This is a genomic window from Pigmentiphaga sp. H8, assembly GCF_003854895.1.
Taxonomy (GTDB): domain Bacteria; phylum Pseudomonadota; class Gammaproteobacteria; order Burkholderiales; family Burkholderiaceae_B; genus Pigmentiphaga.
On record NZ_CP033966.1, the window covers coordinates 4,291,809 to 4,310,785 of the forward strand.

Annotated in this window: 16 protein-coding genes and 1 pseudogene; 12 read left to right on the forward strand and 5 right to left on the reverse strand. The window is 68.8% G+C overall.

Annotated features, from left to right (window positions below; genetic code table 11):
* The first annotated feature begins 1 nt into the window (after window position 1).
* Both EGT29_RS20270 and EGT29_RS20275 read left to right on the forward strand, forming a co-directional pair.
* Window positions 2-691, forward strand: a complete 690-nt coding sequence (locus EGT29_RS20270) for a response regulator transcription factor (protein ID WP_124690665.1) — start codon at window positions 2-4, stop codon at window positions 689-691.
* A 15-nt stretch (window positions 692-706) separates the two neighbouring features.
* Complete coding sequence (locus tag EGT29_RS20275) at window positions 707-2,149, forward strand: sensor histidine kinase (RefSeq protein ID WP_238160137.1); 1,443 nt, start codon at window positions 707-709, stop codon at window positions 2,147-2,149.
* A 12-nt stretch (window positions 2,150-2,161) separates the two neighbouring features.
* Here EGT29_RS20275 and EGT29_RS20280 read toward each other — a convergent pair whose 3' ends face one another.
* The 3 genes from EGT29_RS20280 to EGT29_RS20290 are packed head-to-tail and all read right to left on the reverse strand — an operon-like array spanning window position 2,162 to window position 5,281.
* Window positions 2,162-3,265, reverse strand: coding sequence for an aromatic ring-hydroxylating dioxygenase subunit alpha (locus EGT29_RS20280; protein WP_124690666.1), 1,104 nt, complete (start codon window positions 3,263-3,265; stop codon window positions 2,162-2,164).
* A 34-nt stretch (window positions 3,266-3,299) separates the two neighbouring features.
* Window positions 3,300-4,277: a PDR/VanB family oxidoreductase gene (locus EGT29_RS20285; RefSeq protein ID WP_238160139.1), complete on the reverse strand. Its 978-nt coding sequence runs from the start codon at window positions 4,275-4,277 to the stop codon at window positions 3,300-3,302.
* A 20-nt stretch (window positions 4,278-4,297) separates the two neighbouring features.
* Window positions 4,298-5,281 (reverse strand): tripartite tricarboxylate transporter substrate binding protein, encoded by a 984-nt coding sequence (locus EGT29_RS20290; protein ID WP_161567892.1) that lies wholly within the window; start codon window positions 5,279-5,281, stop codon window positions 4,298-4,300.
* Window positions 5,282-5,409: 128 nt separating this feature from the next.
* On the opposite strand from EGT29_RS20290, the gene EGT29_RS20295 reads away from it, so the two are divergent.
* The 9 genes from EGT29_RS20295 to EGT29_RS20335 all read left to right on the forward strand — a co-directional run bounded on the left by EGT29_RS20295 (window position 5,410) and on the right by EGT29_RS20335 (window position 13,688).
* On the forward strand, window positions 5,410-6,306 hold the full coding sequence (locus tag EGT29_RS20295; RefSeq protein WP_124690669.1) for a LysR family transcriptional regulator: 897 nt from the start codon (window positions 5,410-5,412) through the stop codon (window positions 6,304-6,306).
* 230 nt (window positions 6,307-6,536) lie between these two features.
* Window positions 6,537-8,213 (forward strand): MFS transporter, encoded by a 1,677-nt coding sequence (locus EGT29_RS20300; protein ID WP_124690670.1) that lies wholly within the window; start codon window positions 6,537-6,539, stop codon window positions 8,211-8,213.
* Window positions 8,214-8,391: 178 nt separating this feature from the next.
* Window positions 8,392-9,165: an ABC transporter ATP-binding protein gene (locus tag EGT29_RS20305; protein WP_124690671.1), complete on the forward strand. Its 774-nt coding sequence runs from the start codon at window positions 8,392-8,394 to the stop codon at window positions 9,163-9,165.
* A gap of 14 nt (window positions 9,166-9,179) precedes the next feature.
* Window positions 9,180-10,082, forward strand: a complete 903-nt coding sequence (locus tag EGT29_RS20310) for an HlyD family secretion protein (protein ID WP_124690672.1) — start codon at window positions 9,180-9,182, stop codon at window positions 10,080-10,082.
* 9 nt (window positions 10,083-10,091) lie between these two features.
* Window positions 10,092-10,847, forward strand: coding sequence for an MtnX-like HAD-IB family phosphatase (locus tag EGT29_RS20315; protein WP_124690673.1), 756 nt, complete (start codon window positions 10,092-10,094; stop codon window positions 10,845-10,847).
* Window positions 10,848-10,872: 25 nt separating this feature from the next.
* Window positions 10,873-11,718: a carboxylesterase gene (locus EGT29_RS20320; RefSeq protein WP_124690674.1), complete on the forward strand. Its 846-nt coding sequence runs from the start codon at window positions 10,873-10,875 to the stop codon at window positions 11,716-11,718.
* A complete protein-coding gene (locus EGT29_RS20325; protein WP_124690675.1) occupies window positions 11,715-12,071 on the forward strand; it encodes an EamA family transporter in 357 nt (118 codons plus the stop codon). Before EGT29_RS20320 ends, EGT29_RS20325 begins: the two co-directional genes overlap by 4 nt.
* On the forward strand, window positions 12,071-12,481 hold the full coding sequence (locus EGT29_RS20330) for a multidrug efflux SMR transporter (protein WP_124690676.1): 411 nt from the start codon (window positions 12,071-12,073) through the stop codon (window positions 12,479-12,481). The genes EGT29_RS20325 and EGT29_RS20330 overlap by 1 nt, the downstream gene beginning before the upstream one ends.
* The gene (locus tag EGT29_RS20335) at window positions 12,468-13,688 is read left to right on the forward strand and encodes a DegT/DnrJ/EryC1/StrS family aminotransferase (RefSeq protein WP_124690677.1); all 1,221 of its coding nucleotides are present in this window, start codon (window positions 12,468-12,470) and stop codon (window positions 13,686-13,688) included. The genes EGT29_RS20330 and EGT29_RS20335 overlap by 14 nt, the downstream gene beginning before the upstream one ends.
* A gap of 13 nt (window positions 13,689-13,701) precedes the next feature.
* Here EGT29_RS20335 and EGT29_RS20340 read toward each other — a convergent pair whose 3' ends face one another.
* Together EGT29_RS20340 and EGT29_RS20345 are read right to left on the reverse strand one after the other, a co-directional pair.
* Complete coding sequence (locus EGT29_RS20340; protein WP_124690678.1) at window positions 13,702-14,175, reverse strand: DUF1854 domain-containing protein; 474 nt, start codon at window positions 14,173-14,175, stop codon at window positions 13,702-13,704.
* Window positions 14,172-16,454, reverse strand: a complete 2,283-nt coding sequence (locus EGT29_RS20345) for an ABC transporter ATP-binding protein (RefSeq protein WP_124690679.1) — start codon at window positions 16,452-16,454, stop codon at window positions 14,172-14,174. The genes EGT29_RS20340 and EGT29_RS20345 overlap by 4 nt, the downstream gene beginning before the upstream one ends.
* A gap of 369 nt (window positions 16,455-16,823) precedes the next feature.
* Between EGT29_RS20345 and cphA the strand changes: the two are divergent.
* Window positions 16,824-18,962 (forward strand): annotated as a pseudogene (cphA, locus tag EGT29_RS20350) (cyanophycin synthetase); the annotation flags it as partial.
* Between the last annotated feature and the right edge of the window lie 15 nt (window positions 18,963-18,977).

Genomic DNA, 18,977 nt, shown 5'->3' on the forward strand with positions numbered 1-18,977 from the left:
CATGCGCATCCTCATCGCCGAAGACGACAACATCCTTGCCGACGGCCTGTCCCGCTCCCTGCGCCAGAACGGCTACGCCGTCGATGCCGTCCACGACGGACTCGAGGCGGACTCCGCGCTGGCGGCGCAACCCTTCGACCTGCTGATCCTGGACATCGGCCTGCCCCGGCTGTCGGGCACCGAGGTCCTGCGCCGGCTGCGGTCGCGCAACTCGCACATGCCGGTCCTGATCCTGACCGCCGCCGACAGCGTGGAGCAGCGCGTCAAGGGACTGGACCTGGGCGCCGACGACTACATGGCCAAGCCCTTCGCGCTGTCCGAGCTCGAGGCCCGCGTCCGCGCGCTGACGCGGCGCGGCGCGGGCGGCGGCCCGGCGGTGCTGCGTCACGGCCGCCTGGCCTTCGACCAGGTCGGCCGGGTGGTGACCATCGACGAGCAGATCGTCGAGCTGTCCGCGCGCGAAGTCAGCCTGCTGGAAGTCCTGCTGTCGCGCAGCGGCCGCATGGTCAGCAAGAAGCAGTTGGTGGACCATCTGTGCGAATGGGGCGAGGAAGTCAGCACCAACGCCATCGAGGTCTACGTGCACCGGCTGCGCAAGAAGCTGGAATCGGGCGGCGTCAAGATCGCCACCGTGCGCGGGCTGGGATACTGCCTGGAACGCGAGCCCGGCGCCCAGCACGGCGCGGCCTGACCCGGCTTGGGGAGCATGGACGACGACCGCCAGGGGCCGCAGCCCATCCCCGCCGTCGAACGGCCGGCGCGCTCGCTGTTCGGCGAGATCCTGGACTGGATGCTGGTCCCGCTGTTCCTGCTGTGGCCCGTCAGCGTCGCCATCACCTACGTGGTCGCGCAGTCCATCTCGGTCGCGCCCTACGACCGCAGCCTGGCCAACAACGTGCTGGCCCTGGCCCAGCAGATCAAGGACGTCAACGGCCGGGCCCGGCTGCAACTGCCGGTCTCGGCGCGCGAGATGCTGCGCGCCGACGAGACCGACAGCGTGTTCTACCTCGTCCTGGGCAGCCGCGGCGAATACCTGGGCGGCGACCGGGAACTGCCGCTGCCGTCGCTCGAGCGCCCCCTGCCCAGCATTGTCCAGTATCGCGACGACGTGATGCGCGGCTTCGCGGTGCGCGTGGCCTACACCTGGGTATCGCTGCCCACGATCCCGGGCGCGCAACCGGCACTGGTGCAGGTGGCCGAGACGCTGGAGAAGCGCTCGCAGCTGGCCAACGAAATCATCAAGGGCGTGGTGCTGCCGCAATTCGTCGTGCTGCCGCTGGCCGTGGTGCTGGTGTGGTTCGGCCTGTCGCGCGGCATCGCCCCGCTGGGCCGGCTGCAGGCGCGGCTGCGCGCGCGGCGGCCGGACGACCTGTCGCCCATCGATGATCGCGAGGTGCCGCAGGAGATCGCGCCGCTGGTCGGCGCGATGAACGAGCTGCTGCAGCGCCTGTCGGACAATGTCGACGCGCAGAAGCGCTTCGTCGCCGACGCGGCGCACCAGTTGAAGACGCCGCTTGCCGGCATACGCACGCAGGCCGAGCTGGCGCTGCGCAACGCCAGCCCGGAAGACATGGAGGCCAGCCTGCGGCATCTGATCTCGGGCGCCGAACGGGCCACGCGCCTGGTGAACCAGTTGCTGGCGCTGGCACGCGCCGAGGACAAGGGCAGCCCCGTGGACGTCTCCGCCCGCGTCGACCTGCTGGCCATCGCCAGCGACCAGACGCAGAACTGGGTGCACGAGGCGATGGAACGCGGGATAGACCTGGGCCTGGAAGGCCCGGAGACGCCGGTTCCGGTGGCCGGCAATGCCCTGCTGCTGGCCGAACTGGTCAACAACCTGATCGACAACGCGCTGCGCTACACCCCGGGCGGCGGCACCGTGACCGTGCGCGTGGCGGCGACCGGCGCGGGCGCGACGCTGGACGTCGAGGACTCCGGCCCGGGCATACCGCCCGAGGAACGCGAACTGGTGTTCGACCGCTTCTACCGGATCCTGGGATCCAACGCCGAAGGCAGCGGCCTGGGCCTGGCCATCGTGCGCGAGATCGCCCAGCGGCACGACGCCATTCTGTCGATTTCCGACAACCCGCAGGACACGGCCGCCGGCATGCCCGGCACCCGCATCAGCGTGCGCTTCCCGCCGGCCTGAGGCCGCGGCCCGTCAGAAGTCCAGCCCGGCCTCGCGCGCCGCCATGTCATGCAGCGCACGGCGCATCAGCAGCCCCGGCTTGTCGGGCGCGAAGTTCAGGTCGAACTGCGGCTCGGCGTCGCGCGTCACCACGTCCAGTATCCATTCCAGCGCATCCACGTCCTCGAGATAGGCCTTGGACGACGCCTCGTGCAGATAGGCATCGGCGGCGGAATCGTCCAGGTTGGCGTCGCGGCTGTTGAACCACCAGTAGTGGATGCTGCCGTTGGTCTCGGGCGTGAAGGCGTGGGTGATGTTGAAGCGATAGGTGCGCGGCGCGCCGCCGGCATCGTGGTTGTCGACGATGCGGGCGAAGGCGACGTGCAGGCCGGGCGAGGCAAAACGCGCTTCCGAATAGCGGTCCACCGGCTTGCCGGTCAGGCCGGTGGGCACGCCGTAGACGTCGGGCGGCGGCGAGTTCTTCAGCGCGCGGTCGATGATGACCACGTCGCCTTCCTGGCGCACGTCCAGCTTGCTGCGCGCGTACTCCGGCGTGCCGATGGCGCCGGGATGCAGGAAGGGGAAGTGGGTCTGGTCCAGCAAGTTCTCGTGCATGGACACGTAGTCCGCCTTCATGTGGAAGGCCCCGCCCACGCTCTTCCACGCCGGGCTGGCCAGCCAGCTCGTGTCCGGGATCAGGGCCGGGTCGGCATGGTCGGGATCGCCCATCCAGATCCAGACCAGCGGCGCCCGTTCGACGATGGGAAAGCTGCGCACCTGGGCATTGGTGGGAACCAGCGGCATGGCCGGCATCTTCACGCAGCGGCCCGACGGATCGAAGCGCATGCCGTGATAGCCGCACATCAGTTCGTCGCCGTCCAGGCGGCCCTTGGCCAGCGGAAAGGAACGGTGCGGACAGCGGTTGCGGACCGCCACCGGCTCGCCGGCCTGCGTGCGATACAGGGCGACGTCCACGCCCAGGAAGCGCCGGCTGCTCAGCTCGCGGGTGATCTCGCCGGACAGGCCCGCCACGTACCAGCAGTTGCGCACCAGCGGCGTGGCGTGGTCGGCGAAGCCGCCGGGTTCGAAGGAGAAATCGGCCCGGAGTTCGGGGATGGGATCGGCGATGCGGTTCATGATGGCACGCTCCTGCAGGAATGGCTCGGAATGGTCAGGCGTCCAGCACCAGGCGCGTGCCGCGGATGCGCGACACGCAGATGCACAGGGTCTCGCCCGCGGCACGCTCTTCTGCGCTCAGATAGCGATCGCGATGATCGATGGGGCCGTCGGCCGAGACGACGGGCAGCGGGCACAGGCCGCATTCGCCGCGCGCGCAGTCCCACAGCACGGGCACGTCGGCCAGGCGCAGCGCATCCAGGATGCTGGCGTCGGGACCGACCCGCACGGTCCTGCCCGAGCGGCGCAGCTCGACCTCGAAGGCCGTTTCGTCGCCCGTGGGGCCGGCGGTGAACACTTCGCTGCGCACGCGGCCGGGGTCCCATCCCAGCGCGGCCCCCGCGTCGTGGGTGGCGGCGATCAAGGGGGCGGGACCGCACACGTACGCGCGCGTCCCGTCGGGCTGCGATGCCAGCAGGCCGCGCAGGTCCAGCACGCCGGCCTCGTCGCTGTAGTGGAAACGGACGCGGTCGCCGGCCACCTCTTCCAGCATGTCGCGATAGGCCATGGCGCCCGGATCGCGGCCGGCGTACACGACGCTGTACCGACAGCCCCGCCGGGCCAGGCTGCGCGCCATGGACACGATGGGCGTCACGCCTATGCCGCCGGCGATGAGCAGGGAGCAGGCATCGCGCCGGTCCAGCGGAAAATCGTTGACCGGCGCGCTGACGCGCAGGCGCGTGCCCGGCGCGAAGGTGTCGTGGATGAAGGCCGAACCGCGCGCCCGGTCCTCTTTTTGCACGGCGATGCGATAAACGTGCCGTGGATCGTCCCGCCCGGCCGGTCCGCCGATCAGCGAATAATGCCGGACGATGGGACCTCGCTCCTGCGACACCATGTGCAGCGCCACGTGCGCCCCCGGCTCGTAGCGCGGCAGCGGCCTGCCATCGGCCGAGGCCAGCAGGAATTCCTTGATGCGCGGCGTCAGCGGCCGGACGCCGGCCACCACGACTTCGATGTGCTTGCTTGCCACGACTGTGCTCCCGTACGGCGTCAATCCAGGTGGATACCGGCGCCCTTGATGATGGGCCCCCATTTGGCGATTTCCTCGTCCACCAGCCGCGCCATGTCGCGCGGCGGCATGGCATAGGCCTCGTAGGTGAAGGTGGCCAGTTTCTCCTGCACGTCGGGCGCCTTCAGCGCGGCGGCGATGCCTTCGTTCAGCCGCTGCACGATCCCGGCGGGCGTGCCCTTGGGCGCGAACAGGCCGTTCCAGCCGCCGACCTCGAAGTTGGCCGGACCGCCGGCCTGCGCCACGGTGGGCACCTCGGCGTAGCCCGGCAGGCGCTGGGGCGCCGCGACGGCCAGGAAGCGCACCTTGCCGGACTGGTACACGGGCCCGGCCGAAACGGGCGATCCCAGCGTCCAGTTCACGTCGCCCACGGCCACCGACTGGAACAGCTGGGCCGACTCCTTGTAGGGCACGTGCATCATGCTCGTGCCGGTGGCCGCCTCCAGCAGCAGCCCGCCCAGGTGCGCCGGACTGGCCACACCCCAGGATCCATACGAAACGCCGCCGGGCCGGGCCTTGGCCGAGGCGATCAGGTCGCCCATCGTCCGCCATGGCGAAGCGGCGGGCACCACGACGAAGAAGTAGTTGCGGACCAGCGGCGTGACCGGATCGAAATCCTTGCGCACGTCGTACGGCAGCCTGGCGAACAGGTAAGGCTGGGTGCCCACGTGGTAGCTGTCCATGTGGACCAGCGTGTAGCCGTCGGGCGCGGCGCGCCGGCCGGCCTCGAAGGCGAGGAAGCCGCTGGCGCCGGGCCGGTTCTCGACGATCACCTGCTGCCCCAGCGTGGCGGTCAGCTTCTCGGCGACGATGCGCAGCAGCACGTCGGGGCCCTGGCCCACGGCGAACGGTGTCACGATCTTGAGCGGCCGGGCCGGATAGGCCGGCGCGGCGGCGACGGCGGCGCTGGACGCCGCGGCCAGGGCGGCAGCGGCCAGCATGCGCGCGATCGGCGGTTTGGACATGTCTTGTCTCCTCTTCGTGGATACGGTGGGACGTCGCTTGCGGCCCATTGTGCGAAGGCATTTTATTAAGGAATAATGGCGAATATTTGTTCAAAAAATAGCTATCAGCAAGCTCGATCGGGAATAAATTGGACGCCATCACGCAACTGCGCACCTTCACCACCGTCGTTGCCTGCGGCGGCTTCTCCGAGGCGGCCCGGCAGATGGACGTCGTGCCCTCGGTCGTGGCCAAGCGCATCCGCCAGCTGGAAGCCACCGTGGGCGCGCGGCTGTTCGACCGCACCACCCGCACGGTGCGCCTGACCGAAGCCGGCGAGAAACTGCACGCCCGCGCCGGCGTGCTGGTGGCCAGCTTCGAGGATCTGGTGCAGAGCGTGGAGCGGGATGCCTCCAAGCTGGTCGGTCACCTGCGGGTGGCAACGCCGACCACGCTGACCACGGTCCGGCTGGGGCCGCTCTTCAATGCATTCCTGCGACGGCACGATGGCATCACGATGGAGATCTCGCTGGTCGACCATTCCACCAACCCCGCCGAGCGGGACTACGACGTGGCCATCAGCGGCCGGCCGGCCAGCTACGAAGGCGTGGTCGAGATCCCGCTGTGTCCGGTGGACACCGTGCTGTGCGCCGCGCCCGGCTATCTCGCCCGCCACGGCCGGCCCCGCCACCCGCAGGCCCTGACCGAACACGCCTGCCTCGTCTTCAAGCCATCCGGCCGCGCCTGGCAATTCCGCAGCGCCCGCGGCGGCATCAGCCTGGACATCGCGCCCCGGCTCGTGGCCGACGACAACCTCACGCTGCGGGACGCCGCTCTGTCGGAACTGGGTATCGCCGCCCTCCCCGCGTACGTCGCCCGCCCGGCACTGGAAGCCGGCACGCTGGAGACGGTGCTGGACGATTTCCCGCTGCAGGAAACCTGGTTCAAGGCCTATGTCCCGCGGCGCAGGCAGCACGTCGCCCGCGTCGCCGCCCTGGTCGACTGGCTGGTCGAGCACCTGCGGCCGGACACCCCGCCGGTCCGCTGATTCCCTCCAATGGCGTCTCGCCGCCGCCACGCTCGGGCGGCGCCGGCACGTCCGAAACCCGGCCATATCACCAGTTCGTGAAAATTCAGTTCCCCGTCAGCAATTTGTCAGCGCCGCGTCAGTAACTGTTTCTACTCTGGTTTCAAGCCCGAGGCTCCCGTGGCTAAGGGCCAGTCTGCCGTTCCAACTATTACTCCTTTACAGCAGGCCCACCCAGGAGACATTCCTTCATGAGCACCACCGTCAGCAGTTCAGGGGCGCCGACTCCGGCCGCGCGTCCCATGACCAAGGAAGAGCGGCGCGTGATCTTCGCCTCGTCGCTAGGCACGGTATTCGAGTGGTACGACTTCTATCTTTACGGCTCGCTGGCCGCCATCATCGCCAAACAGTTCTTCTCGGGGGTCAACGACACGGCGGCCTTCATCTTCGCGCTCCTGGCATTCGCGGCAGGCTTCGCGGTCCGGCCGTTCGGGGCCCTGGTGTTCGGCCGGCTGGGCGACCTGGTCGGGCGCAAGTACACCTTCCTGATCACCATCCTGATCATGGGCCTGTCGACCTTCATCGTCGGGATACTGCCCTCGTACGCGTCCATCGGCATCGCCGCGCCCGTCATCCTCATCCTCCTGCGGCTGGCGCAAGGCCTGGCGCTGGGCGGCGAGTACGGCGGCGCGGCCACCTACGTGGCCGAGCACGCCCCGCAGGGCAAGCGCGGCGCCTACACCGCCTGGATCCAGACCACCGCCACCCTGGGCCTGTTCCTGTCCCTGCTGGTGATCCTGGGCGTGCGCAACGCCACCGGCGAGGAAGCCTTCGCTTCCTGGGGATGGCGCATCCCGTTCCTGGTCTCCATCTTCCTGCTGGCGATTTCGGTCTGGATCCGGCTCAAGCTGAACGAGTCGCCCGCCTTCCAGCGCATGAAGGCCGAGGGCAAGGGATCGAAGGCGCCGCTGACCGAATCCTTCGGCCAGTGGGGCAATCTGAAGGTGGTCCTGCTGGCGCTGCTGGGCCTGACCGCCGGCCAGGCCGTGGTCTGGTACACGGGGCAGTTCTATTCGCTGTTCTTCCTGACCCAGACCCTGAAGGTGGACGCCACCACCGCCAACATCCTGATCGCCCTCGCCCTGCTGATCGGCACGCCCTTCTTCCTGATCTTCGGCTCGCTGTCGGACAGGATAGGCCGCAAGCCCATCATCATGGCCGGCTGCCTGATCGCCGCCCTGGCCTACTTCCCGCTGTTCAAGGCCATCACGCACTACGCCAACCCCGCGCTGGAAGCGGCACAGGCCAAGGCGCCGGTGGTGGTCGTGGCCGATCCCAAAACCTGCTCGTTCCAGTTCAACCCCGTGGGCACCGCCAAGTTCGTCAGCTCCTGCGACCAGGTCAAGTCCTTCCTGGCCTCGAACTCGGTGAACTACAGCAACGAGGCGGCCCCGGCGGGATCCGTGGCCAAGGTCAAGGTGGGCGACACCACGATCGACTCCTTCGAAGGCGCGGGCCTGGCGGCGGCCGAGCTCAAGACCCGCGGCGACGAGCTCAAGGCCCGGCTGACCTCGGAAATCCGCAACCACGGCTACCCCGCCAAGGCCGATCCGGCCCAGGTCAACAAACCCATGCTGGTGCTGCTGCTGACGCTGCTGGTGATCCTGGTCACCATGGTCTACGGCCCGATCGCGGCCATGCTGGTGGAAATGTTCCCGACCCGCATCCGCTACACCTCCATGAGCCTGCCCTACCACATCGGCAACGGCTGGTTCGGGGGCTTCCTGCCCACCACCGCCTTCGCCATCGTGGCGGCCACCGGTAACATTTATAACGGACTGTGGTACCCGATCATCGTCGCGGTGATGAGTTTGGTCATCGGTACCCTGTTCATCAAGGAAACCAAGGACAACCGCCTGGAGGACTGATATCGGCGGGGAAGCGCGGCCCGCCGCGCCCTTCCCCGATGCGGCGTGTTTGCAACAATCCGCCCCAGGGCGGATTGTTGCAAGGCTTCCCACGATCACAAGTCTTGGGTTATCGTACCAAGCGTTACAATCCCGGCCTTGCCGGGTTTTGTTTTTTCAGCCAGTTGGAGACCTTGCCATGCGGGCGACCCAGCCCCAGGCCACAGGCCGCACATCGGGGAGTACCCCAGGGGGCGCCCCCGGGAGCACACCGAGCCTCGTCGCCGAGTCTCTCAGCAAATCCTTTCTATCCGGTAATGTTCGCGAGCGCATTTTGCGAGATTTGTCGGTTAGCATCATGCCCGGCGAACTGACATTGATTTCTGGGCCATCGGGCTGCGGCAAAAGCACCCTGCTGGCCATACTCAGCGGCATGCTCCGTCCGGATGCCGGCATGGTGCGCGCCCTGGGCCAGGACCTTGGCCTGTTGCAGCTTCAAGAGCTTGAACGTTTCCGGCTGATGCATACCGGCTTCGTCTTCCAAGGCTTCAACCTCTTTCCCGCCCTGACGGCTGTCGAACAGGTCGTCCTGCCCCTGCGCTACGTGGGCCTGTCCAAGCCGCAGGCCGAGGAACAGGCCTGGGCCGCCCTCGAGGAAGTGGGCATGAGCGGACGAGCCCGCCAGCGGCCCTCCGGCCTGTCGGGCGGCGAACAGCAGCGCGTGGCCATCGCCCGCGCGCTTGCCAAGGAACCCGAACTGCTCTTTGCGGACGAGCCGACCAGCGCGCTGGACGCCGGCAACGGCATGAAAGTCATCGACATCCTGCACCGCATCGCCAAGCGCCACGGCGCCACGGTGTTGTGCGTCAGCCATGATCCGCGCCTGATCAGCCATGCCGACCGCGTCCTGACCATGGAGGATGGACGCATCCTGGACGACAGGCGCACCGGTGCGCTGGTCGCCGAAACCTAGGAACTCTCGAGCTCGTGCCTAAGCTTTTCACTACTCTTCGCCTTGGAATCCTGGCCGCGCTGACGGGCGGCGTGCTGCTGGCGTCGTGTTCACGCCAGCAGCAGGCGCAGGCCCCGGCGGCCGACCAGCCGCCCTACGCCGCCGTCGCACGCGGGCGCGTGGATGTCGAAGGCGGCCTGGTGCGGGTGGGCGCGGCCGTGGACGGCACCGTTGTGCGGGTGGCGGTGCGCGACGGCGACCAGGTCAAGAAGGGCCAGGCGCTGATCGAATTCAATCCGGCGGCGGCCCAGCTGGCCGTCGATGCGGCCGACGCCGAATTGCGCCAGGCGCAAGCCCAGGAACGCGTGCTGCGCAGCCGCCTGCCCGGGCTGAAGCAACGCGCCCAGCGGATGGCCGAGGCGGCGGCCGGCGGCGCCATCGACGGCCAGGCCGCCGACGACGCGCGCCACGCCGTGGCCCAGGCCGAGGCCGAGGCCTTGGCTTCCCAGGCGGCGGTGGACGTCGCGCGCCAGAAACTGCGCGCCGCGCAATGGACGCTGGAACGCCAGCAGGTCCGTTCCCCCGTGGATGGCGAAGTCGTGGGCCTGGAAGTGCAGGTCGGCAACGCGGTCACCGCCCAGACGGAAATGCTGCGCCTGCTGCCCAAGCGGCGCCTGATCGTCCGTGCCGAGGTGAACGAGGCCTACGTCGCGGCGTTGAAAACCGGCATGCAGGCCGAGATCGTGGAAGAGTCCGCCCCCGGCGGCACGCCCATCTCCGCGCGCCTGGAACGCATAGGCAGCGTGTTCCAGCTCATGTCGCCGGGCGACGACCCGCAGGAGCGGATCAGCCGCCGCGGCGTCGAAAGCCTGCTGTCGATCGAAAACCCCGAAAAGTTGCGTGTCGGCCAGCGCGTGCTGGTCCGTTTCCTTCCCTAAAGGCTTGCCATGTTGCTCAGTCAGTACGCCGCCGATGAACAGCCCGGATCCGAATGGATCGTGTTGTGCGACTTCGACGGCACCATTTCCAAGCAGGATGTCACCGATACGCTGCTTGAACATTTCGGCCGGCCGGGATGGCAGGAGCTGGAAGGCGCCTGGGAACGGGGGGAAATCGGCTCGCGCGAGTGCATGGCCAAGCAGGTCGCGCTGCTGGACGCCAGCAAGGAAGAACTGGACGCCCTGGTGGCGAACATCGAGATCGACCCGGCCTTCCCTGAATTCGTGGCCCAGGCGCGCCGCCTCGGCACGCCGGTGCACATCGTCAGCGACGGTCTGGCTGGCGTGATCACGGCCATCATGGAACGCCACGGGCTGGCCGACCTGCCCGTGGTGGCCAACCGCTTCGAACAGGCCGGCCCCCGCAACTGGCGGCTGACCTTCCCCTACGCCGACGCCGCCTGCCGCAAGGCCAGCGGCACCTGCAAGTGCTCCTACGGCTCGGGCGTACGCGGCCTCCACGAAAAAATCCTGTACGTGGGCGACGGCGCCTCGGATTTCTGCGTGTCGGGCACGGTCGATTTCGTGCTGGCCAAGCACCGCCTGATCGACTACTGCCGCGAACACGGCCTGGTGCACATTCCCATTGCCGGCTTCGACGAGGCCCGCAATGCGCTCGACTTCATCCTGAAAGGCCAGTTGCACGCCATCGCGCAACCTCCGCGCGGCTTCACGATCGCGCCGGCAGCAGCCAGCACCGCCTGAACCCGGGCGGTCCATTCTTCACCTCATGATCAAATCCGCGGATTTCTATTTCGAAGGCGGCCGCGCGGGCGTGCTGCTCATCCATGGCCTGACCGGCACCCCCAATGAAATGCGTACCGTGGGCAAGGGCCTGCACCGGGCCGGCTTCACGGTCTACGGCATGCAACTGGCGGGACACTGCGGCGACGTCGACGACCTCGTCCGCACCGGCTGGAAGGATTGGTACGCCAGCGTGCTGGAGGGCGTCGACCGCCTGCGCCGCGACGTCGACCATTGCTTCGTCGCCGGCTTGTCGATGGGCGCGGTACTGGCCCTGAAGGCCGCGGCCGACCGGCCCGACGACATCGCCGGCGTCGGCGTATACGGCGCCACCTTCCGCTACGACGGCTGGAACATTCCCTGGTACTCGCGCCTGTCGTTCCTGCTGCCCTGGTTCAAGCGCTTCAACCTGTTCCAGGACAAGTCCTTCGACGAAGAACCGCCCTACGGCCTGAAGGACGAGCGGCTACGGGCGGCGGTGTCCTCCAGCATGCTGGGCGGCGACAGCGCCGACGCCGGCCTGCCCGGCAACCCCTGGTCCTCCCTGACCGAGCTCATCGACCTGTCGGCCACGGTGCGCCGCCAGTTGCCCCAGGTGCGCGCGCCCTGCCTGGTCATGCACGCCGCCGAGGACGACATGGCCAGCGTCGGCAACGCCCATCTGGTCATGGAGCGCGTCAGCGGCCCCGCCAAGCTGGTGCTGCTGCACGACAGCTATCACATGATCACGGTGGACCGCGAGCGCCGCGAGGTCATACGCGAGTCAGCCGAATTCTTCTCCGAGATCGCCGCGCAGCGCGAAGGCGCCATGCCGCAGGCGGCGGCGCGATGACGCCGCTGGTCGCCCTGCTCTGGACGCTGAACGTGCTGGTCGACACCGGTGGCCAGCTGGCCTTCAAGGCGGCCGCCACCGCGCCGGCCGAAGGCAGCGGCCTGCGCTACTGGCGCGAGCTGGCGCGGCGCCCCTGGATATGGATAGGAATCGCCTGCTATATCCTGGAGTTCGTCGTCTGGCTGGCCTTCCTGTCGCTGGTGCCGTTGTCCGAGGGCGTGCTGCTGGGTTCGATCAACATCGTCGCCATCATGATCGCCGGCCGCTTCCTGTTCAACGAACACCTGACGCCGCTGCGGGTGGCCGGCATCGCGCTGATCGCCGCCGGTGTGGCGATCGTGGGAATACCGTGATGCGCCGCTTCTACCTGATCGGTTTCGGCCTGCTGATGGCCTTCGACACGCTGGCGCAGATCAGCTTCAAATACGCCGCCAACCATGCGATGCCGCTGGCGGCCGACCTGGACTGGCTGATGCGGGTGTTCGGCCAGCCATGGATCTACGGCGCCTTCGTCGGCTACATCGGCGCCTTCTTCACCTGGATGTCGCTGCTCAAGCGCGCGCCCATCGGCCCGGCCTTCGCCGCCTCCCACCTCGAAGTCGTGACCGTGATGCTGGTGTCGGTCTGGCTGTTCGACGAACACATCGCCGTCAACCAGATGCTGGGCGCGCTGCTGATCATCGGCGGCATCGTCTGCCTGGCCTTCGGCGAGGCCAGCGAATCGCGGCGCCTCCAGCCGGAGTCCGGCCGTGCCGACGCCTAGGCTCGCGGCCGGCGCCCACGGGCGCGACATCCCGCCCACGGCGGGCCTGCCGCTGCGCTGGAACGACCTCCTGCCCGGCGGCCCCGCCGACCTGGAGGCGCGCATCGCGTCCTGGCTGGGCGCCCCGGCCCTGCAACTGGAATGCTCCGGCACCGCCAGCCTGGTCGTGTCCCTGCTGACGCTGGCCCGGCGCAGCCCCCGCAAGACCGTCATCCTGCCCGCCTATACCTGCCCGCTGGTCGCGCTGGCCGTCCACCACTGCGGACTGCGGCTGAAGCTGTGCGACCTCGCCCCCGGGCATTTCGATCTCGACCCGGCCGCGCTCGAGGCGGCCTGCGACAACGATACGCTGGCCATCGTGGTCACCCACCTGGCCGGACGCGTGGCCGACACGGGCGCCGCGCTGCGCTGCGCCGCCCGCTGCGGCGCGGCCGTCATCGAGGACGCGGCGCAGGCGCTGGGCGCGCGCCGCAACGGACGCAGCGTGGGCCTGGACGGCGACATCGGCTTCTTCAGCCTGGCCGCGGGCAAGGGCCTGAGCATCTACGAAGGCGGACTGCTGCTGGCGCGCGATCCCGCGCTGCGCGACGAATTGCGGGCCACCAGCGCACGCACAGTCGGCAGCCGCCCGGGATGGGAGGCGCGCCGCAGCCTGGAACTCCTGGCCTACGCGCTGCTGTACGGACCTCGCGGCATGCGCCTGGCCTACGGCAACCCGCAGCGCGCGGCCCTGCGCGCCGGCGATCCGGTCCGGGCCGCCGGCGACGATTTCCCGCTCGACATCCCCATCCACCGGGTCGGCCGCTGGCGCCGAGGCGTGGGCGCCCGGGCGGCCCGCCGCCTGCCGGCCTTCCTGGACGATGCCCGGGAGCGTGCCCAGTCGCGTCTGGTACGGCTGCAAGGCCTGCCCGGGATTCGGGTGATGCGGGACACCGCCGGCGGCGACGGCGTCTGGCCGTTCTTCATGCTGCTGCTGCCCGACGCGCGGGCGCGGCAGCGCGCGCTGGACCGGCTATGGGGCGCGGGACTGGGCGTGGGCCCCCTGTTCGTGCACACCCTGCCCGACTACGACTACCTGCGCCCCATCGTCGCCGACACGCCGGTGCCCCACGCCCGCGATTTCGCGGCGCGCGCGCTGTCGATCACCAACAGCCACTGGCTGGACGACGAGCGATTCGAGACGATCTGCAAGACCCTGGCGTCCTGACGCGCTCCGGAACTCAGAGAAAGCGGTCCAGGATGCGGCGGCTCGCACGGTCCAGGCGTTCCAGGTCGCGTATCAGGAAGTGGATGCCGTGGCCGTCCGAGATCAGAAGCTTGGACTGGGAAATGCGCCGGATGTCCTGTTCGCTCTTGAGCCAGAGCCGGGCTTCGCCGCGGTTGGTCCGGACGGTCCAGGTCGTGGGCGTGACGTAGCTCGCCACCTGCACGATGCGCTGGATCTCGGGCATGAATTCACGGTGGCCGAGTTCTTCGCGCACCAGCTCCCGCGCCTCGGGCGGCAGGTCCGCCAGGCGGGCAATCCACGCCACTTCATGCCCGCCCGGGCCGACCAGCGAGATGTCCTCGGATTCGGTATCGATGGGGAAGGCGCGCACGGGCGTCACTTCCTCGGCCGGCCCGCCGTCGGCGGGGGTGCAGATCAGCCGGCCGTAGGCGTTGCGGCTCAACGTATAGGGGAAGGTATGGCTCATGCCTGCTCCTCGTCGTCGCCGTCCCAGGTGTTGTCGCTGTCGCTGCCGGGAGGATCGAGCTGGCGGGTCTGCGCCTGGTGCAGGCGATAGTAGGCGCCGCCCTTGGCGATCAGGTCTTCGTGGCGGCCCTGCTCGACGATGCGGCCGCGGTCCAGCACCACCAGCCGGTCGGCCCGCCGCAGGGTGCTGAGCCGGTGCGCCACGGCGATGGTGGTGCGTCCCTGCACCAGGTTGTCGAGCGCCTTCTGGATCTCCTGTTCGGTCGAGGTGTCGACCGAGGAGGTGGCCTCGTCCAGGATCAGGATGCGCGGGTCGATCAGCAGCGCGCGGGCGATGGAGATGCGCTGGCGCTCGCCGCCCGACAGGGCCTGTCCGCGCTCGCCCACCAGCGAATCGTAGCCATGCGGCAGGCGCAGGATGAACTCGTGCGCGTGGGCCGCGCGCGCGGCCGCCACGATCTCCGCGCGCGTGGCCTCGGGCTTGCCGTAGGCGATGTTCTCGGCCACCGTCCCGAAGAACAGGAACGGCTCTTGCAGCACCACGCCGATGTTGCGCCGGTACTCGGGAATGGACAGCGCGCGGATGTCGACGCCGTCCACCTTGATCGATCCCTGCGCCACGTCGTAGAAGCGGCAGATCAGGTTGACCAGCGTGCTCTTGCCCGAGCCGCTGTGTCCCACCAGGCCGATCATCTCGCCCGGCTGGATGTCGAGGTCTATGCCGCGCAGCACGGCACGCGTGCCGTAGCGGAAGGTGGCCTCGCGGATCTGGATACGCCCCTCCAGCCGGCCGATAGACACCGGATGGGCCGGCTCCGGTACGCTGGAGACGCGGTCCAGGATGTCGAAGATGCGCTTGGCGCCCGCCGCCGCCTTCTGCGTGACCGAAACGATGCGGCTCATGGAATCGAGCCGCAGGTAGAAGCGGCTGATGTAGGCCAGGAACGCGGCCAGCACACCCACCGAGATGTGATGGTTGGCGATCTGCCAGATGCCGAATATCCAGACCACCAGCAGGCCGACCTCGGTCAGCAGGATGACCGTGGGCGAGAACATCGACCACGTGGTGTTGACCTTGTCGTTGACCGCGAGGTTGTGGTTGTTGGCCTCGCGGAAACGCTCCACTTCGCGCTTTTCCTGGGCAAAGGCCTTGACCACCCGGATCCCAGGGATGGTGTCGGCCAGCACGTTGGTGATCTCGGCCCAGTTGCGGTCCACCTTCTCGAACCCATGGCGCAGCTTGTCGCGCACCAGGTGGATGAGCCAGGCGATGAAGGGCAGCGGCAGCAGCGTGACCAGCGCCAGCCAGGGATCGATGGAGACCAGGATGCCGGCCGTCATCAGGATCATCAGCACGTCGGTGGCAAAGTCCAGCAGGTGCAGCGACAGGAAGACGCAGATGCGGTCGGTCTCGTTGCCGATGCGCGCCATGAGGTCGCCCGTGCGCTTGCCGCCGAAGTATTCCAGCGACAGCTGCTGCAGGTGTTCATAGGCGCTGGTGCGCAGGTCGGCGCCGATGCGCTCGCTGACCCACGCGAGGATGTAGGTGCGCGACCAGCCCAGCACCCACGCCACCAGCGCCGCGCCCAGCAGCCCGGACAGGTAGAGCCCGGCCAGGTCGTAGTCGATGGGCTTGCCGTTCTGGAACGGGATCAGCACATCGTCCATCAGCGGCATGGTCAGATAAGGCGGAACCAGCGTCGCGGCGGTGGCCAGGACCGTCAGGATGAAGCCCAGCAGCAGCTTGCCGCGATAGGGGCGCGCGAAACGGCTCAGGCGCAGCAGGGCCCAGCCCCGGTTCTCGACCGGCGCTTCCGCCTCGCAGGCCGGGCAGTCCTGCTCGCCTTCCGGCAGCGGCGCATGGCAGCGGGGGCAGGCCGGCGCCAGGCGAGCCGCCACGCCGCCCTGCGCCAGCGCGGCCAGCTGGCGCTCGAACTGGTCGGCCAGCCGGACCGCGCCGGCATGATGGGCCATGGTCGTGCGCCACAGCGCCTGTCGCGCCCGGGCATCCACCAGCTCGACCGCGACCACGCCCGCGTGGTCGGACAGGGCCAGCCGCATCCCCTCGCGCAGCGGCCAGTCGCGCCATCCCGGCGCATCGGCCGCGGCCGCCAGCAGCCGGGTCTCGGTCAGCACCAGCAGGCCCCGGGCATAGCGCAGTTCCGTATCGAGATCCAGCTCCAGCCAGGCGCATACGGTTTCGCCTGCGGCCAGCGGTGGGGCGGCCTGGCCGCGCCAGGCATCGGGCAGGGAAGACAACGGATGAGACGCGGCAGTCATCGGCGGGCGGTGCCCCAAATAAGCAACATAGTATTTGTAACTATTTCTAATTCATGGAAATATGTCAGCCTCACGTAAGTATTATAGTTCCCACCAACTTCCGTTGTTCGAGAAACCGATGCGTTGTAGCGTCGCATCTAGGGGATTCCCTAAACCGTGTATTCCATCTTGCCTGCCAGGCAAGGGGGCAATACATTTCCGCTCATCTACGATTGTCATCGGATTGACTCGAGTACGCCCCGAGAGCGTACACCCAGCTCGCATCGTTCCACCCGGACCCTCGTCCCAACTTCTCAGCCTGTCCGCGCCGCCCGCACGCCCCGGTTTTCCGTTCTGCGCCGTGCGCCCCGCCCCAGACCCATCTTCGTCATGAAACGCAAACACATTGAATTCCTCGATGTGCTGTCCCTGCGCGGACCCAGCATGTGGACTTATCCGCCCGTCCTCGAGGCCTGGGTGGACATCGGGGAACTCGAGGACTTCCCGTCCAACCTGATTCCGGGCTTCTACGAGCGGCTGGAGGCCTGGCTGCCGACGCTGATCGAGCACCGGTGCAGCTACGACGAACGCGGCGGTTTCCTGCGCCGCGTGCGCGAGGGCACGTGGCCGGGCCACATCCTGGAACACGTCACGCTGGAATTGCAGAACCTGGCCGGGCTGCCGGGCGGCTTCGGCAAGGCGCGCGAGACGTCCACGCGCGGCGTCTACCGCGTGATCGTCAGCGCCTACCAGGAAGAAGTCACGCGCGCCGCGCTCCATACCGCGCGCGATCTCGTCATGGCCGCGATCGAAGACCGGCCCTACGACGTGCCCGCGGCCATCGAGGCCCTGCGCGACCTCGTCAACGAACATTGGCTGGGGCCCAGCACCGCAAGCATCGTGCAGGCCGCCGAGGACCGCCGCATTCCCTATATCCGCCTCAACCAGGGCAACCTGGTGCAGTTCGGCTACGGCGCCGCGCAGCACCGCATATGGACCGCCGAGACCGACCGCACCAGCGCCGTGGCCGAAGGCATCGCCTGCGACAAGGACTTGACCAAGAGCCTGTTGCAGGCCTGCGGCGTGCCCGTGCCCCAGGGCCGCGCGGTGGAAAGCAAGGACGACGCGTGGGAAGCCGCGCAGGAAATCGGCCTGCCTGTGGTGGTCAAGCCCAGCGACGGCAACCACGGCCGCGGCGTGTTCCTGGACCTGCGCACGCGCGAGGCCATCGAGACCGCGTTCGGCGTGGCCAGCGGCGAAGGCAGCGGTGTGATCGTCGAGCGCTGCGTGCCCGGCAACGAACACCGCCTGCTGGTGGTGGGCGACCGGATGGTGGCCGCGGCGCGCGGCAAGACGGCCTCGGTCATCGGCGACGGCCGCTCCACCATCCAGCAACTGATCGGCAGCCAGCTCAACTCGGATCCGCGCCGTGGCAACACCGAGGAGCATCCGCTGAACCTGGTCGCGCTGGACTCCGCCGCCCGCATCGAACTCGAACGCCAGGGCTACGACGGCGAATCCATCCCGCCCGCTGGCGAGGAAGTCCTGATCCAGCGCAACGGCAACGTCGCCTTCGACGTGACCGACGAAGTCCATCCCTCGGTCGCGGCGCACGTGCGGCTCGCGGCGCGCATCGTCGGCCTGGACATCGCCGGTGTCGACCTGGTGGTCGAGGACATCTCGCGGCCGCTGGAAGAACAGGGCGGCGCCATCGTCGAGGTCAATGCCGGCCCCGGCCTGCTGATGCACCTGAAACCCGCCGACGGCAAGCCGCGCCCCGTGGGCCGCGCCATCGTCGACCACCTGTTCCCCAACGGCGGCGAAGGCCGCATCCCGCTGGTGGGCGTATCCGGCAGCCACGGCATGACCGGCGTGGTCCATCTGGTCGGCCAGTTCCTGCGGCTGTCGGGCCGCCGCGTGGCCACGGCATCCAGCCAGGGCCTGTACTTCGACCACCGGCAGGTCGATCGCGCCCCCGCCGGCTGGACCGCCGTGCAGCGCGCGCTGATGAACCCCATGATGGAAGCGGCCGCGATCGAGAACGGTGCCCGCGCCATCCTGACGCAAGGCCTGGCCTACGACCGTTGCCAGGTCGGCGTCGTGACCGACCTCGATCCCACGCAAACGCACCCCGACCTGTCCATCGTCGAGCCGCAGCAGATTTTCAACGTGCTGCGCACCCAGGTCGACGTCGTGCTGCCCAGCGGCTGCGCCGTGCTCAATGCCGCCGACGAGCTGGTCGCCGACATGGCCCGGCTGTGCGACGGCGACGTGATGTACTTCGCGCGCGACGGCAAGCTGCCCCGCATCGCCGAACACCGGGCCGCCGGCAAGCGCGCGGTCTTCGTGCGCGACGATGCCATCGTGCTCGCCCATGGCGCGAACGAAACTCCCTTGGCCCCGCTCGTCTCCGTGCCCTGCCTGGCCGGACAGCCGGGCCTGCCGATCGAAAGCGTCCTGGCCGCCGTGGCCGCGGGCTGGGCGCTGGACCTGCCGCAGGATTGCATCCGCGCCGGGATCGAAACCTACGGCATGCCGGCCGCC

Excerpts from the sequence above, each read along its gene's own strand:
- EGT29_RS20275 (WP_238160137.1), top strand. The coding sequence starts at position 707 with ATGGACGACGACCGCCAGGGGCCGCAGCCCATCCCCGCCGTCGAACGG.
- EGT29_RS20270 (WP_124690665.1), top strand. The coding sequence starts at position 2 with ATGCGCATCCTCATCGCCGAAGACGACAACATCCTTGCCGACGGCCTG.
- EGT29_RS20315 (WP_124690673.1), top strand. The coding sequence starts at position 10,092 with ATGTTGCTCAGTCAGTACGCCGCCGATGAACAGCCCGGATCCGAATGG.
- EGT29_RS20325 (WP_124690675.1), top strand. The coding sequence starts at position 11,715 with ATGACGCCGCTGGTCGCCCTGCTCTGGACGCTGAACGTGCTGGTCGAC.
- EGT29_RS20305 (WP_124690671.1), top strand. The coding sequence starts at position 8,392 with ATGCGGGCGACCCAGCCCCAGGCCACAGGCCGCACATCGGGGAGTACC.
- EGT29_RS20300 (WP_124690670.1), top strand. The coding sequence starts at position 6,537 with ATGAGCACCACCGTCAGCAGTTCAGGGGCGCCGACTCCGGCCGCGCGT.
- EGT29_RS20290 (WP_161567892.1), bottom strand. The coding sequence starts at position 5,281 with ATGTCCAAACCGCCGATCGCGCGCATGCTGGCCGCTGCCGCCCTGGCC.
- EGT29_RS20345 (WP_124690679.1), bottom strand. The coding sequence starts at position 16,454 with ATGACTGCCGCGTCTCATCCGTTGTCTTCCCTGCCCGATGCCTGGCGC.
- EGT29_RS20320 (WP_124690674.1), top strand. The coding sequence starts at position 10,873 with ATGATCAAATCCGCGGATTTCTATTTCGAAGGCGGCCGCGCGGGCGTG.
- EGT29_RS20280 (WP_124690666.1), bottom strand. The coding sequence starts at position 3,265 with ATGAACCGCATCGCCGATCCCATCCCCGAACTCCGGGCCGATTTCTCC.
- EGT29_RS20330 (WP_124690676.1), top strand. The coding sequence starts at position 12,071 with ATGCGCCGCTTCTACCTGATCGGTTTCGGCCTGCTGATGGCCTTCGAC.
- EGT29_RS20340 (WP_124690678.1), bottom strand. The coding sequence starts at position 14,175 with ATGAGCCATACCTTCCCCTATACGTTGAGCCGCAACGCCTACGGCCGG.